Origin of the sequence: Rhodanobacter sp. Col0626, from assembly GCF_049994385.1 — a bacterium.
Classification (GTDB): Bacteria; Pseudomonadota; Gammaproteobacteria; order Xanthomonadales; family Rhodanobacteraceae; genus Rhodanobacter.
Genome location: NZ_CP188260.1, coordinates 3,193,800 through 3,207,414 on the forward strand (window position 1 = coordinate 3,193,800; position 13,615 = coordinate 3,207,414).

A 13,615-nucleotide genomic window follows, 5' to 3' on the forward strand; every position below is an offset into this window, starting at 1 on the left:
TTACCTGGAGATCGCGTTGAACAGCGCTGAGGTCAGGGTATTGTCGGTGGACAGCACCTGTGCGTTCGCCTGGTAGTTGCGCTGCGCCTTGATCATGTCGACCAATTGCGCGGTGGTATCGGAGGTATTGGAATCTTCCAGCGAGCCCGACTGGATCTCGCCGAACTGGCCGGTACTTGCCGTACCCATGACGGCGGCTCCGGAATCTCCGCTGGCCGCCCAGGTCGTATCGCCGGTTTGGCGCAGCCCCTGCAGGTTGGCGAAATTCGCCATCGCCAGCTGGCCGATCTGGCTGCTTTGGTTGTTCGAGTAGTACGCCGTGACCACGCCCTTGCTGTCGATGTCGATGTTCGACAAGGTGCCGGCTTCGTAGCCGTCCTGGTTGATCGTGCCGGCGGAATAGTCGGTGCCGAACTGAGTCGTGTTGTTGACGTTGACCGTCAATGCCAATGCGTTCGAGCCATTGCCCAGGTCAACCGGATTGAACGTCAGGTTGCCGGAGGCCGGCGTGGTGAGCTTGCCGGTCGTGTCGAAAGTCAGCGCCTGGGTGCCGGCATCCGTGCCGTCCACATACAAATGGGCGTCCCAGGTGTTGGTGCCGGTCTTGGCGTAATACACGGTGCCCTGGTGCGCTCCGCCTTGCGAATCGTAGACCGTGACCGGCGTGGCATCGTTGTAACTGGTCGAGTCGGTGGTGCTGAAGGCCGTTGTCGGCACCGTCGCGCTCGCCGGCAGGTTCGAGGTCATGGTCACCAGCGAAGTCGCCTTGGCGTTGCTCTGCGCGGTCACCAGTCTCAGGTCGGCCAGCGTGCTGGTGTCGAAACCACCCACGCCATTGGATGGATAAGTCTGCAGACGCGCACCGCTGGTGGTGATCACATAGCCGTTGGGATCCTTCCTGAAATCGCCGGCGCGCGTATAGCTGACGCCACTGCCGTCATTGATGGTGAAGAAGCCGTTGCCGCTGATCGCCAGGTCAAGGCTGTTGTTGGTGTTTTCGATGTCGCCCTGGGCAAACTGCTGGGCCACATCCTGCAACCGCGTGCCGCTGCCGGTCGCGGTGGAGTTGAGGTTGAGACCGGTCACGGCGAACACATCGGCGAACTCCGCACGCGACCCCTTGAAGCCCGTGGTGTTCGCGTTGGCGATGTTGTTGGAGATGACGTTGAGGTCCGCCTGGGCGGCGTTGATTCCGCTGAGTGCTGTATTCAGAGCCATGATGTATTCCTCGGATAAGTGAAGGCAGGGAAGGCCTGCGTCAGAGAATCTGCGCTACCAGGCTGAGCGGGACCCCGCCCACGCCCGCCACTTGCAGGTAGGTGCCCACGTCGGTGCCGCCGTATCCCACCGCGGTTACCTTGCCGGCCAGGTACGTATCCAGCGTGCTGCCGCTGCTGCTTGCAGCCATGGTGTAGGTGCCTTCGGCCAGCGCGTTGCCGCTGTCGTCCTTGCCATCCCAGGTGAACTGGGAAAGGCCGCCGGCCTGGTTGCCCATGTTCACCGTGCGCACGACCTTTCCGGTGGCGTCGACGATATTCACGCTGACGTTGCCGGCGGTCTCGACATTGACGGCGCCGGTCACGGCCTCGCCGCTGTAGTCGATGGTCGTCGCCGGCACCAAGACCTGGCGATTGACCAGGCTGGACGAGCCGAGCACCTGCGACGTCTGCAGGGCACCGTTCACGGTACTGCCCAGCGTATTGACCGAAGTCAGCAAGTCCTGGGTGGCCGAAAGTTGGCTGAACTGTGCCATCTGCGAAACGAACTGCGAGTTGTCGACCGGATTGGTCGGATCCTGTGCCTGCAGCTGCGTTGTCATCAGCTTCAGGAAATCGCTCTGGCTCAGGCCACCGGCAAGCGCCGCGCTGGCAGGCGGACTCGCCGCCGGGGCGTTGTTGCCGTTCGTGGTGTTATTGGTGTTGATGGTCATGCTCTGCTCCGTCGGGTCACTTGCCGAGATCGAGGGTCTTCACCATCAGCTGCTTGGTGGTATTCATCACCTCGACATTGTTCTGGTACGAGCGCGAGGCCGAAATCATGTTGACCAGCTCGTCGACTGGATTGACGTTGCTGGCATAGACAAGACCATCGGCATCGGCCATCGGATTGCCCGGCTCGTACCGGCTGGGGATGGCGGACTGACTTTCGCTGACGCCGAGCACCTGCACGCCTTCAGCGTTGTCCGCGCTGCCCAACTGCTTCTGCACGGCGGCGAACAACGGTTCGCGCGAGCGGTAAGCCGCCTCGGGCGTACTTGCCACGCTGTCGGCGTTGGCCAGGTTGCTGGCCACCGTGTTCAGCCGCAGCGACTGCGCGGCCATGCCGGAACCGGCCACGTTGAAAATCGAGAACAGCGACATCAGCTCTGCCCCTCGGTGATGGCGGTACGCAGCATGTGGATCTGTGCCGTGATGAAGGCGAGGCTCGCCTGGTAATGCACGCCATTGGCCGCGAAGTTGGCCTGCTCGGTCTGTTCGTCGACGGAGTTGCCATCCATGCTCGGCTGGGTGGGATTGCGATAGGCCAGTTGCTGCGCCGACTGCGCGGCGGGATCGATCTGGCCGGTCGTCGGCGTATCGAGCGTCAGGTCTTTCGACTGACCGCTGGCACTGGACAGCACCTTGCGGAAATCGATGTCGCGGGCCAGGTAATCGGGCGTGTCGACGTTGGCCAGGTTATTGGCCAGCACTTCACTGCGACGCCGCCAGAGATCCAGCGCCTGGGTATGGATACCGAACAGATTGTCAGGGGTCAGGCTCATCGCTTTGCTCCGCGCAAAAATTTGCCGCACGGAGCTGGAGGCAAATTGCATGCCACCAGGGGAAACCCTTTGCCTGGACTGGGCTGGCGAAGCGCGGGGCGTGGCCCCGGGAGGATGACGCCGTCGGAAAGACGGATTGTTGACGCTTCCCGAAACCGCGGCGGAATCAGTCCGCCGACGTTTCCTCAGGTTCCGGCAACAATTCCAGCACGGCTTGCGCCAGCAGATCCGGCTGGAACTTGGCGACGAAGCAGTCCGCCTTGACCTCCTTCACCATCGCCTCGTTGAAGATGCCGCTGAGCGAACTGTGCAGCACCACCTTGAGCCTGCGCAGGCTGGGCGCCTCGCGAATCGCGCGGGTCAGCGCGTAGCCGTCCAGCCGTGGCATCTCGATGTCGGACACCACCAGCTTGACTCCCTCGGCCGGATCGGCGGCAGCCAGTTCCAGCAGGCGATCGAGCGCCTCGCGACCATCCTTCGCCACCACGCACTCGATGTTCATCTGCTTGAACAGGCTGACCAGTCGGCGGCGGGCGATCAACGAGTCATCCACCACCAGCACCCGTCGCGGGGTCAGTGAACGCGCGCCGGCGACGCGTTGCATCTGCACGGACAGCTCGGCCGGCGCGGCGTCGATGCTGGCCAGCACGTGTTCCACGTCGACCACCGCCAGCAGCGCACCATCGACGCGGGTCACCGCATTGACCCGTGCACCAAAGCCCAGCGAACCGGGCGGCGTCACCAGCGTTTCGCCTTCGCAATGCACCATGCGCTGCAGGTCAGCGACCAGGAAGCCCTGCACCGAACGGCTGAATTCGGTCACCATCAGATGAGCCGAATCCACGTCGCGCAACGGCGCGTAGCCAAGCGCTGCCGCCAGGTCGATCACCGGGATGGTCTGTCCACGATAGTCGCAACTGCCGGCCAGCAAGGCATGCACGCCCGGCATGCGCTCCAGCGGCGGACGACGCAGCACCTCGCGTACCTTGAACACGTTGATGCCGAACAACTGCTCATCGCCCAACCGGAACAGCAGCATCGCCACCCGGTTGTGGCCGGCCAGCCGGGTATGCCGTTCCACCTTTTCCAGCAACGTACCGCCCATGCGGACTCCTCGATTGCGTTACCGCTGCGCGGCTCTACGCGGAGGCTATCGGCCGCCATGCGGTGCGCTTGAGCGGCGCCGATGGCCAACATCATTTCAGCCGCGGTGGCATGCGACTTGCTTCCTCAAGTTTCGAAGCATGTTGACGATGCAGTCTCTGCACTCCCGCGCCACACAAGGTGATGCCCGCCCCATGAGCTTGATCTGGAACCAGCACCTCGCTGCCCTGGTGGATGCCGCCGCCGCAGGCGACGACGAACAGGTTGCCGTGCTGCGCCGCAAGTACCCGCGTGCGGCGCGCGCACTGGCGCCGCTGCTTGCCCGCGTTGCCAGCCGGCCACCCGCCGCGGTGGCGCTGCAGACCGTGGAACAGCAGAGCCTGGTGTTGGCCGCGGTGCAGCAGTTGTCGCGCGAGCAAGCGTCGCTGGACAAGGCCGCCGGCGATGGGCGCAGCAGCGTCGACCGATTGACGGGTGGCAGCGCCGGTATCTCGACGGCACTGCAACAGGTCGGCGCCGACCTGGACCGGGCCAGTCGGGTCGGACTGGCCGGCGCCGGCACCGTCAGCGAGCTCGACGGGCAATTGCGGTTGCTGCGCAGCGCCCTGTCGGCGATGAACCGCAACCAGAGCAAGCTGGCCGAGCAGGTGGCACAGATCCGCAAGCTTACCGGCACGGTGCAGGAAATCGCCCACCAGACCAACCTGGTGGCGCTGAATGCCGCCATCGAAGCTGCCCGCGCCGGCGAGGCGGGCCGCGGCTTTGCCGTGGTCGCCGACGAGGTCAAGCAGCTCGCCGAGAAAACCACGCTCGCCACCACCGAAATTGAAACGGTCACCGGTTCGATCGGTGATTTTTCACTGCAGTTGAACGGCGACGTGCAGCATGGCCTGCAACAGCTGGAACGGGCACAGGCCAGCGTCGGCCAATCCGGCACCACCCTGGATGAAGGCAGTGCCGCCTTGCGCACCGCCAGCGAGCGCATCCAGAAGCTTCAGCAGAATCACGACACCCAACATGCGCGCGCCACCGCGGCCCAGGCCGCGCTCGGCGCACTGCAACGCCGCGGCAACGAAGCACGGCGGCAATCCGAATCGCTGCACCGCGCGGCCCTGCTCGCCCATCGGCTGGGCCTGGACTGGCTGGAAGGCATCAGCGGAGGCGACCCGGCCAGTCTCAGCCTGACCTTGCGCGAGGCCGCACTGAATCTGCGCCAGGCGATGGACTTGGCCTTGCTTGAACCCGGTGCGCTGGATCGACGCTGGTTCGATACCCATACGATCAACCGCAGCATCGCCCGACTCGCGTCGCTGCATCGCGGCAACCCCGTCACCGCCGGCTTGACCGCTGCCGGTGCGCAACTCTGCGATCAGGGCAATCGCTTCGTCGCATTGCTATGCGATGGCCAGCTCGATCAGGCCGCCCAGTTGTCTTCACAGCTCGAATCCGGTCGCGAAGCGCTGCTGGGCCAGCTTGGCGCCCTGCTGGCGGATGCATGAACAAGCGCAAGGCCGCGGGCATCGGCTTGTCGACCGCCCTGCTGTGGCTGGGCATGTCGTGGCTCGGCAACGTCCATGCGACCGGTACCGCAACGACCGTGCAATCGCTCGATAGCGTGCGGGTCGCCGCTGAGCAGGCCCTGCGCGAACACTACGCACTGCCGGGCAGCAGGGTCGTCATCACCTCCGAACCCCTTGGCCTGCGTCTGAAACTCAGTCCGTGCCATGAACCGTTGCATGCCATCGTCGCCAGGCAAGCCAACGCTTTGTCGCACATGACCGTGCGGGTGCAGTGTCCCCAGGCCGGTGGCTGGATGGTACGGGTGCCGCTGCAGGTGCAGCTGTTCCGCAACGTGCTGGTGGCCAGTCACCCACTGCTGCGCGGCGACGGCTTGAGCAGTGCGGATATACGCAGCGAGGAACGTGACGTCACCCGGCTCGGCTATGGCTATATCGAGAATTTCGACCAGGTCGGTGGCCGCACGTTGAATCGCGCCCTGGCCAGCGGCAGCGTACTCACCCCCGGCGCATTGGGCGGGCGGCGCATGGTACGCGCCGGCGATCATGTGCAGATGGTGGCCAGGCTCGGCGGCATCGAGGTGCGTGTCGATGGCGTGGCCCTGGGTGGCGGCGACAATGGCGCCCGCCTGCGCGTGCGCAATCAGAGTTCGGGCAAGGTGGTCGATGCGATGGTCAGCGCGCCCGGCGAGGTGCTTGCGTTGCCATGAGCCACGACGGCCAGTGGCCGATTTCGCTACGCTCACCTTTCTTCTTCAGCCCTAAAGTTTCCGCGAAACCGGCCGATCCAACAGTTACAGGGACACACCGCAGCGAGAACGGACCCATGAATACGACCATTTCCAACAACGGCCTGCCGAAGTTCACCCAGGCCACCGGCAGTTCGGGCAACGGCTCGACGGCAACGGCGACCGCCCCGGCGGGTTCCGCTGCCGCAGCGCCCAAGACCGACGACCAGCTCAAGCTGACCGATTCGGCGCTTGCGCTGCAACAGGCCGCACGCCCCGACGACACCGCCACCATCGATCCGAAACGCGTGGAACAAGTGCGCCAGGCGCTGGCCGACGGCAGCTACAAGATCGACGCCGGCCGCATCGCCGATCGCATGCTCTCACTGGAGCAGCAACTCGGCGGCACAGGCAAGGCATGAACCGCCAGCTGCAGCATGAACTGCACGATGCGCTGACGGCCGTACTGGGCGACATGCAGCAGGCCATCGACCAGCTCGCGCAGGTACTTGAAGCCGAGCGCACTGCGCTGAACGACGGCAACAGCGAGGCGCTGGACCAGGCCGGCGCAGGCAAGCAGGCGCTCATGCTGCAGCTGGAGCAGCTCGATGCGGAACGCCAGCAACTAAGCCGCGAACAACCGGCAGAGAACGCCACGCTGGAACCGGCCTGGAGCGGGATCGTGCAATCGCTGCGTCATTGCCATCTGCTCAACCGGCGCAACGGCGATGCCGTCACCCAGCGGCTGAACCTGGTGCGTCAGGCGCTGGCGGTACTGACCGGACATGCGGGCGAGAGCGAGCTGTACGGGCGCTCCGGTGAGCTGCATGTCCGCGCGCGTTCGCACGCGCTGGCCGCGGCATGACATCGAACTGAGAGCGACGGCACCGCCGCCTGCCTGCGCAGACGGTCTTCCCACTGACTGCGAAGCGGGCCACGGCATGCTTCAGCGTTAATCGATGACTGATCATGAGCAACCCCAACGCTTCCCCGGCCGCCAACTCCGCTCCCATCGCACAAGGTAACGGGGGCATGTCCAGCCCGTTGCCGGTACTGCGCGTGCCGATGCTCGACCGCGAGAACCAGCTGTTTGCCTACGAGATCGTGTTTCATCGCGAAGCCGGCGATGAGCAGACGTTGCTGCAAAGCATGCTGGCGACCATCACCGATGGCGCATTGACCCGGTTGGTGCGCGGCAACCGCGCGTTCCTGAACATCCCGACCGAGTTGCTGCCCGAGGACGCCGACGTCTTGCTGCACCAGCCGCGCCTGGGCGTGGTATTGCATCCGCACGTAGCCACCGACGCACCTTTGATGAAGCGCCTGCAGCAGATGGCGCAGCGTGGTTGTCAGTTCATGCTCGACGCAACCGACCTCGACCCGGAAAGCACCCTGCCGCTGGAGACCTTGCTGCAGATGGTGCAGCTTGTACGACTCGATGCCAGCCGGTTGTCGCCGGAGTGCCTGAAGGAACGTACCGAGCACCTGCACACGCGGGGCATCCGGGTGGTTGCCGGCCAGGTCCACGATCACCAGACCTACGAGCGTTGCCTGGAGCTTCCGCTGCAAGCCATCCAGGGGCGTTACCTGTTGATCCCGCATCCGGTGGCCGTACCGGTGCTGACCGCCAATCGACTGAGCATGCTGCGATTGATGCGGGTACTGCAGGAAAGCAATCCCGGTCCGGTGGAATTGGGCAACATCATTCGCGACGACGCCGTGCTCAGCTACAAGCTGCTCAGCTGCGTCAACTCCGCCTATTTCGCGTTGCCGCGGCAGCTGAAGTCGGTGCAGCAGGCCGCCATCTTTTTCGGCGTCACGCGCATGCGCAACTGGATCGACACCATGTCGATGTGCAGCATGGACGATCGCCCGCCGGAACTACTGCGCGCCGCGCTGATTCGTGCCCACATGTGCGAGAAGCTGGCCAGCGGCATGCCCAATGGCCACTCGGAAATGGCGTTCACGGTGGGCCTGTTCTCGCTGCTGGACACCCTGATGTCGGCGTCGATGGAATTCCTGCTGTCGCATCTGCGTCTGGTGCCGGAAATCAGCGACGCGCTGACCGGCCGTGGCGGTCCGTTCCGGCCGCTGCTGGATCAGATCATTGCGTGGGAAGCCGGCGAGATGACCAGCGAAAGGACGCTTCCCCAGCGCATCCATCGGATGGCCGGCATTTACATGGAAGCCACCCAATGGGCCGATCAGGTCTATGCCACGGCAAACGGGAACCAGCTGAACTGACCCCGTGCTGCATCGGCTCAGCTACGGCGGCGCAGCCGCCATATCGTAAGCGCCAGACCGAGCACCGCGACCGCGAGCCAGCCATACATGTCGCGCCCGCCCCCACCGATCCACATCACGCAGGCCACCGTTCCCACGGCAAGTCCGCCGAGCCCGACGGCCAGCGGAACGTCGCGATGGTCGCGTTGAGCCAAAAGCAGATACGCGCCCAAGGCAGTCAGCAGCACCGACAGTATCCGCCAGCTCCAGACGAACTCCGGCGGAATGGGCAGGTCCGGAAACATGTCCAGCACGGGTACGTCGCCGAGCTGCACGTCATAGCCCTTGCCATCGGCAGCCTCCGAGGCGGGCACCAGGCGGTCACCGTCGAGGCGACCCACCACGGTCAACTGCTGCAGCGGCACTTCATCCCAGCTCACCCGCACATCACCCAGCTGCGGGTCATCCGGCCGGGCGCTGGTCACCAGGTAGTTCTGATGGCGACTGAAGCTGGCCGCGAGATTTTCCGGCAGCGACTTCGGATCCGGCGTCACCTTTTCGGTGCCGGGCAGCGCGTGCAGCAGCACCGGACCCAGCTTGAATCCACCGACCTGGACCAGCCCGGCATCGAACTGCTTGCCGCTGATCGGAAAACTGACGGGATTGGCGTGCCCGGCCGGATCCTCGAAATGACTGGCATCCAGCGGGCGGTCAACCCAGTCCAGTTCGTAATGCACGTTGCCGCCGATGCGGATCTCGCGCCACTGGAACATTTCCACATGGCGAACCAGCACCGGCGTGTTCGCCCGCAGATTGAACTCCGGGTCATGCGGCGCCTCCACCACCTCGGGTGTACCCACGACACGTGCCATGGCGCCGTGCTGGCCCGCCTGCGGCCTGGCATTGCTGCCCAGATCCATCACCTCGCCACCGTGCCGGCTGGCTGCCGCACGGTAGTTGAGCAGGCCGCGGGTCGTCACCGCCGCCAGACCGATGCCGGCCAGCACCAGCAAGGCGCCGACGATACTCAGCATCAGCCCGGGCATCGACATTCCCTTGCGTAAATCCATCAGACCACTCCAGCCGGCAGTTGTGGTGGCACACCATGCAGCATGCGCTGCTCGTCCGCCGTGCCGAAACGACCGCGTTCGTCGCGCACGACGCGCGCCAGTGCGCAGTCGTGATCGTGGGTGAAGAACAGTCGCACGTCACGTGCCAGCTTGTCTTCCAGGAACACGCGTTTCTCGTCGATGAGCTTCTCCGGCCAACGGTCGTAGCCCATGGTAATCGGCAGATGTACCCAGAAGCGGCCCGGGATCAAATCAGCGCAGAACACCACGCCGGCGACCTCGGCCAGCATCAGGCCCGGCGTATGGCCGTCCGAAAAACTGAAACGCACCGACTGGCCCAGAGTTTGCGAATACTCGCCTTCGACCAGCTCGATCCGCCCGCTGGCCTGCAGCAACGGCTGCAATTCGGGCACGAACGACGCGCGATCACGCGGATGTGGCTCGAGTGCACGGCGCCAGTGTTCCGCACCCACCACGAAGCGCGCGTTCGGAAACAACAGCCGCGGCGCCTCCCCTTCCTTCCACGCCGCCAGCAAGCCGCCAGCATGGTCGAAATGCAGGTGCGATAGCACCACCACGTCGATATCCTCGTGCGTGAGCCCTGCCGCAGCCAGTGAATCCAGCAACACATGCCGTGACTCGACCACACCATAACGCTCGCGCAACGCCGGCTCGAAAAACGCCCCGATACCGGTCTCGAACAACACGTTTTGGCCGTCCAAATCCTTCACCAGCAGGCAACGACAGGCCAGCGGAATGCGGTTCTCCACATCCGGCTCGATCCAGCGCGACCACAGCGCCTTCGGCGCGTTGCCAAACATGGCGCCGCCATCGAGCTGCTGCGAATTACCGAGAATCGAGAACAGTTCCATGGCGAAATCAATACTCCGTTGCCACGGATTCGTCCGGAACGAATCCGGACGCCGTAGGCGGCCCCGCGCGTAGCGCGGGGTGAGGCCCATGGACGGGCCGAACAAACATGGCACCGCCGTCGAGCTGCTGCGAATTGCCGATAATCGAGAACAGTTCCATGGTCTGACCTTACTGCACCTTGCCAAGCCCCGACGGCCGGCGCGGATCGCTGGCGGCATCGAGCTTGTTGGTCTTGCGGTCCCAGGTGACCACGTTCATGAAGCCCCACGATTCATGTTGCTTCAGCGTGTAACCCATCTTTGTCAGCGCCGCGCTGGTCGCCGGGTCGAACGTACCGTCTTCGACCATGACTTCGTCGGGCATGTACTGGTGATGGAAGCGCTTGTGCGCGGCAATCTGCTGCGCGCTTTCGCCATCGATGAAATGCAGGATGCCCTCGAGCACCTGGGTGATGATGGTCGAGCCACCGGGCGAGCCGATCACCGCGGTGCGGTCGGCACCGATCACGATGCTCGGCGACATCGACGACAGCATGCGCTTGCCGGCCGCCGGTGCGTTCGCCACGCTGCCAAGCAATCCATACACATTGGGCTTGTTGGGCACCAGCGCGAAATCGTCCATCTCGTCGTTCAGCAACACGCCGGTACCGGCGGCGACGAAGGTGGAACCCATCGTGTAGTTCACCGTGGAGGTGACCGCCGCCATGTTGCCGTCGGCATCGATGATCGAGAAATGCGTCGTGTGCATGCCCGGTTCGTGCGCTTCGGCACGCGGCAGCATCGATGATGGCGTGGCCTTGTCAGGCAGGATGCCCTGGCGCAGGCCATCGGCGTAGAACGGCGACAGCAGCATGTCCAGCGGCATCTTCACGAAATCGGGATCGCCCAGATAATCGTTGTGGTCGCGGAAAGCGCGGCGCATGGCCTCGACGATGAAGTGCACGCGTTGCACCTGACCCATCTTCGACAGATCGAAGCCGGACAAGATGTTGAGGATCTCGGCGATCGCGACACCGCCGGACGACGGTGGCGGCGCGGTGACGATCCTGTAGCCGCGGTAATCCACGCTGATCGGCGTGCGCTCCATGGCCTTGTAGCTGGCCAGATCCGCCAGCGTCCAGTTGCCGCCAGCGGCCTTCACCGCCGCGACCAGCTTGTCCGCCGTCTCGCCGCGATAGAAACCATCGTTGCCATGTGCCGCGATCGATTCCAGCGTGCGCGCCTGATCCGGATCGCGCCAGAGCGAATCCTCCGCCGGCGGCTTGCCGTCCTGCAGGTATTTCGCCGCCGACGCCGGCCAGCGCTGCAGGTCTTTCTGCTCTCCGGCGATCGCGCCATGCAGGCGTGCGTCCACCTTGAAACCATCGCGGGCAATGCGGATCGCTGGCGCCAACGACTGCTGCAACGACAACCTGCCGTAACGCCTGGCGATAAGCACCAGGCCCGCCGGTTCACCGGGAATACCGGCGGACAACGGCCCTTTCAATGCCGTATCGCGATTCGGACTGCCGTCCGCGTTCACGTAATCCTTGCTGTCGACCGCGGCAGGCGCGGTTTCCCGCGCATCGATGAAAACGTCGTGGTTGTCCTTCGCTCGATGCAAAACCGCCATGAAGCCGCCGCCGATCCCCGAACTCTCCGGCTCCACCACCGACAACGTAGCCGCCACCGCGACCGCCGCATCGAAGGCATTGCCGCCTTTGGCCAGCACTTCCAGACCCGCTTCGGTGGCATGGAAGTTGGCGCTGGCGATCGCCGCATGACCGGGCCGTTGGCGTGCAACATGGTTTGCCGCTGGCGTCGTCTTCGGCGGTGCCTCCGCGAGAGCCGTGCCACCCACCAGCAGCAGGCTCAACGACAGCACCTGCCAGTTCGGGGAAAAACTCATGCCGCGGACTCCTTCGCCATCAGGTGACGGTATTTCAGCTCGAGCTGCTCATGCGATTCGGGATGTTCGGGATCGCCGATGATGCACTCGACCGGGCAGACCACCACGCATTGCGGTTCGTCGTGATGTCCGATGCATTCGGTGCACAGGGCGGGATCGATCACATAGAACTCCTCGCCCAGCGAAATGGCCTTGTTCGGGCAAGCCGGTTCGCAGACGTCGCAATTGACGCAGGTGTCGAGGATTTTCAGGGACATGGCTGTGGATACTACAGGTTGATGCGGACCACCCCGGAGGGCGCGGCGCGGCGCTGGCAACTCGCAGCGACGGCCTGCAGCGTTGCCCGGCCCACCGGCGCAAGGGCAACGCCGCCTTCCGCGCCGGCAGCGCCGGCGCGGCGACTACTTACATGACGACGAAGCGCAGCGTGGCGCCGGTCGGCTTCAACGCATCGGTGACGCGCTGTTCGTCGGCCTGGTCGCCGATGAACAACACGATCACATCCTTGAACGAACCGGGCTTGGCATCCTTGAACGCCGCGATCACCAGGTCAGCCGTGGTGCTGGATACCGGACCACCAAAAGCCAGCAGGTTGCCCGGCAACACGCCGCGGGCGACGGTGTCCTGCACGCTCTGCAGCTGGCGATCGTTCTGCGCCTTGGCTTCGTCGGTAGAGGCGGCAGTCACCATGTAGGCGTAAGGCTGGTTGGCGCTCATGCCCTGCATGTTCTTCTGCACGATCTGGCCGAGGTAGGCGTTCCACGCCTTGGAGTCGGTCGGACTGGTCGGTTTGGCGGCCTGCTGGACCTGCTGCTGGTCCTGCTGGTCGGAGTCGTGCTTGCCGCAGGCGCTCAGGGCCAGGCTGGTGGTCAACGCTACGGCAGCAATGAGAGCGAACTTACGCATGGTTATCACCTTTCTGTTTCGGGTTGTTTGTTGGGGCCGGTCCGGCCTTTTTGCCAGCGCTGCCGCATGGCCTGTTGTACCGCCGGATGCACGAAGCCGGAGATGTCGCCGCCAAGGCGACCGATCTCACGCACCAGCGAGGAGGAAATGAAACTGTATTGCTCGGCCGGCGTGAGGAACAACGTTTCGGCCTGCGGAATCAGATGCCGGTTCATGCTGGCCAGCTGGAATTCGTACTCGAAATCCGACACTGCGCGCAGGCCGCGGATGATCACACCCGCGCCGATTTCCTCGACGAAGGTGGCCAGCAGGCAATCGAAACCGCGCACCTCCACGTTCGGCAGGTCGGCCAGCGCCAGCCGCGCCAGGGTGATCCGCTCGCCCATGCTGAAGCCGGGCCCCTTGCTGGAACTGTCGGCCACCGCCACGATCACACGGTCGAACAGCGGTGCGGCGCGCGTCACCAGATCGGTATGACCGTTGGTGATCGGATCGAAGGTACCCGGATAGACGGCCAGGCGCGGATTGCCCAATGGTTTGCTCACG

The 13,615-nt window shown here is 64.5% G+C and carries 16 protein-coding genes; 5 read left to right on the forward strand and 11 right to left on the reverse strand.

Annotated features, from left to right (window positions below):
• The 5 genes from flgE to ACPPVV_RS14035 form a co-directional block, all read right to left on the reverse strand.
• Positions 1 to 1,218 (reverse strand): flagellar hook protein FlgE, encoded by a 1,218-nt coding sequence (gene flgE, locus ACPPVV_RS14015; protein WP_426700500.1) that lies wholly within the window; start codon positions 1,216 to 1,218, stop codon positions 1 to 3.
• A gap of 40 nt (positions 1,219 to 1,258) precedes the next feature.
• Entirely contained in the window at positions 1,259 to 1,930 is a 672-nt protein-coding gene (locus tag ACPPVV_RS14020) for a flagellar hook assembly protein FlgD (RefSeq protein WP_426700501.1), read from the reverse strand.
• A 16-nt stretch (positions 1,931 to 1,946) separates the two neighbouring features.
• Complete coding sequence (gene flgC, locus ACPPVV_RS14025) at positions 1,947 to 2,360, reverse strand: flagellar basal body rod protein FlgC (protein ID WP_426700502.1); 414 nt, start codon at positions 2,358 to 2,360, stop codon at positions 1,947 to 1,949.
• Positions 2,360 to 2,761 (reverse strand): flagellar basal body rod protein FlgB, encoded by a 402-nt coding sequence (gene flgB / locus ACPPVV_RS14030; protein WP_426700503.1) that lies wholly within the window; start codon positions 2,759 to 2,761, stop codon positions 2,360 to 2,362. The genes flgC and flgB overlap by 1 nt, the downstream gene beginning before the upstream one ends.
• Positions 2,762 to 2,927: 166 nt before the next feature.
• Complete coding sequence (locus ACPPVV_RS14035; RefSeq protein WP_426700504.1) at positions 2,928 to 3,866, reverse strand: chemotaxis protein; 939 nt, start codon at positions 3,864 to 3,866, stop codon at positions 2,928 to 2,930.
• 193 nt (positions 3,867 to 4,059) lie between these two features.
• Between ACPPVV_RS14035 and ACPPVV_RS14040 the strand changes: the two genes are divergently transcribed.
• The 5 genes from ACPPVV_RS14040 to ACPPVV_RS14060 all read left to right on the forward strand — a co-directional run bounded on the left by ACPPVV_RS14040 (position 4,060) and on the right by ACPPVV_RS14060 (position 8,354).
• On the forward strand, positions 4,060 to 5,364 hold the full coding sequence (locus ACPPVV_RS14040; protein WP_426700505.1) for a methyl-accepting chemotaxis protein: 1,305 nt from the start codon (positions 4,060 to 4,062) through the stop codon (positions 5,362 to 5,364).
• Complete coding sequence (gene flgA / locus ACPPVV_RS14045) at positions 5,361 to 6,092, forward strand: flagellar basal body P-ring formation chaperone FlgA (RefSeq protein WP_426700506.1); 732 nt, start codon at positions 5,361 to 5,363, stop codon at positions 6,090 to 6,092. The genes ACPPVV_RS14040 and flgA overlap by 4 nt, the downstream gene beginning before the upstream one ends.
• A 116-nt stretch (positions 6,093 to 6,208) precedes the next feature.
• Entirely contained in the window at positions 6,209 to 6,532 is a 324-nt protein-coding gene (gene flgM, locus ACPPVV_RS14050; protein ID WP_426700507.1) for a flagellar biosynthesis anti-sigma factor FlgM, read from the forward strand.
• On the forward strand, positions 6,529 to 6,975 hold the full coding sequence (locus tag ACPPVV_RS14055) for a flagella synthesis protein FlgN (protein ID WP_426700508.1): 447 nt from the start codon (positions 6,529 to 6,531) through the stop codon (positions 6,973 to 6,975). Before flgM ends, ACPPVV_RS14055 begins: the two co-directional genes overlap by 4 nt.
• Before the next feature lie 104 nt (positions 6,976 to 7,079).
• Positions 7,080 to 8,354 (forward strand): EAL and HDOD domain-containing protein, encoded by a 1,275-nt coding sequence (locus tag ACPPVV_RS14060; protein WP_426700509.1) that lies wholly within the window; start codon positions 7,080 to 7,082, stop codon positions 8,352 to 8,354.
• A 17-nt stretch (positions 8,355 to 8,371) separates the two neighbouring features.
• Here ACPPVV_RS14060 and ACPPVV_RS14065 read toward each other — a convergent pair whose 3' ends face one another.
• The 6 genes from ACPPVV_RS14065 to coaD form a co-directional block, all read right to left on the reverse strand.
• On the reverse strand, positions 8,372 to 9,403 hold the full coding sequence (locus tag ACPPVV_RS14065) for a TMEM43 family protein (RefSeq protein ID WP_426700510.1): 1,032 nt from the start codon (positions 9,401 to 9,403) through the stop codon (positions 8,372 to 8,374).
• Positions 9,403 to 10,275: an MBL fold metallo-hydrolase gene (locus tag ACPPVV_RS14070; RefSeq protein WP_426700511.1), complete on the reverse strand. Its 873-nt coding sequence runs from the start codon at positions 10,273 to 10,275 to the stop codon at positions 9,403 to 9,405. Before ACPPVV_RS14070 ends, ACPPVV_RS14065 begins: the two co-directional genes overlap by 1 nt.
• A 169-nt stretch (positions 10,276 to 10,444) precedes the next feature.
• Positions 10,445 to 12,163, reverse strand: a complete 1,719-nt coding sequence (gene ggt / locus ACPPVV_RS14075) for a gamma-glutamyltransferase (RefSeq protein WP_426700512.1) — start codon at positions 12,161 to 12,163, stop codon at positions 10,445 to 10,447.
• On the reverse strand, positions 12,160 to 12,420 hold the full coding sequence (locus tag ACPPVV_RS14080; protein ID WP_426700513.1) for a YfhL family 4Fe-4S dicluster ferredoxin: 261 nt from the start codon (positions 12,418 to 12,420) through the stop codon (positions 12,160 to 12,162). The genes ggt and ACPPVV_RS14080 overlap by 4 nt, the downstream gene beginning before the upstream one ends.
• Positions 12,421 to 12,568: 148 nt before the next feature.
• Positions 12,569 to 13,069, reverse strand: a complete 501-nt coding sequence (locus tag ACPPVV_RS14085) for a hypothetical protein (protein ID WP_426700514.1) — start codon at positions 13,067 to 13,069, stop codon at positions 12,569 to 12,571.
• 5 nt (positions 13,070 to 13,074) lie between these two features.
• Positions 13,075 to 13,614 (reverse strand): pantetheine-phosphate adenylyltransferase, encoded by a 540-nt coding sequence (gene coaD / locus ACPPVV_RS14090; RefSeq protein WP_426700515.1) that lies wholly within the window; start codon positions 13,612 to 13,614, stop codon positions 13,075 to 13,077.
• Position 13,615 lies beyond the last annotated feature (1 nt).

Bases quoted from the DNA above. Each gene is read 5' to 3' on its own strand.
- ACPPVV_RS14070 (WP_426700511.1), bottom strand. From the start codon at position 10,275: ATGGAACTGTTCTCGATTCTCGGTAATTCGCAGCAGCTCGATGGCGGC.
- ACPPVV_RS14080 (WP_426700513.1), bottom strand. From the start codon at position 12,420: ATGTCCCTGAAAATCCTCGACACCTGCGTCAATTGCGACGTCTGCGAA.
- flgC (WP_426700502.1), bottom strand. From the start codon at position 2,360: ATGTCGCTGTTCTCGATTTTCAACGTGGCCGGTTCCGGCATGGCCGCG.
- ACPPVV_RS14065 (WP_426700510.1), bottom strand. From the start codon at position 9,403: ATGGATTTACGCAAGGGAATGTCGATGCCCGGGCTGATGCTGAGTATC.
- ACPPVV_RS14060 (WP_426700509.1), top strand. From the start codon at position 7,080: ATGAGCAACCCCAACGCTTCCCCGGCCGCCAACTCCGCTCCCATCGCA.
- flgM (WP_426700507.1), top strand. From the start codon at position 6,209: ATGAATACGACCATTTCCAACAACGGCCTGCCGAAGTTCACCCAGGCC.
- flgA (WP_426700506.1), top strand. From the start codon at position 5,361: ATGAACAAGCGCAAGGCCGCGGGCATCGGCTTGTCGACCGCCCTGCTG.
- ggt (WP_426700512.1), bottom strand. From the start codon at position 12,163: ATGAGTTTTTCCCCGAACTGGCAGGTGCTGTCGTTGAGCCTGCTGCTG.
- flgB (WP_426700503.1), bottom strand. From the start codon at position 2,761: ATGAGCCTGACCCCTGACAATCTGTTCGGTATCCATACCCAGGCGCTG.
- ACPPVV_RS14020 (WP_426700501.1), bottom strand. From the start codon at position 1,930: ATGACCATCAACACCAATAACACCACGAACGGCAACAACGCCCCGGCG.
- ACPPVV_RS14040 (WP_426700505.1), top strand. From the start codon at position 4,060: ATGAGCTTGATCTGGAACCAGCACCTCGCTGCCCTGGTGGATGCCGCC.
- ACPPVV_RS14035 (WP_426700504.1), bottom strand. From the start codon at position 3,866: ATGGGCGGTACGTTGCTGGAAAAGGTGGAACGGCATACCCGGCTGGCC.
- flgE (WP_426700500.1), bottom strand. From the start codon at position 1,218: ATGGCTCTGAATACAGCACTCAGCGGAATCAACGCCGCCCAGGCGGAC.
- ACPPVV_RS14085 (WP_426700514.1), bottom strand. From the start codon at position 13,069: ATGCGTAAGTTCGCTCTCATTGCTGCCGTAGCGTTGACCACCAGCCTG.
- ACPPVV_RS14055 (WP_426700508.1), top strand. From the start codon at position 6,529: ATGAACCGCCAGCTGCAGCATGAACTGCACGATGCGCTGACGGCCGTA.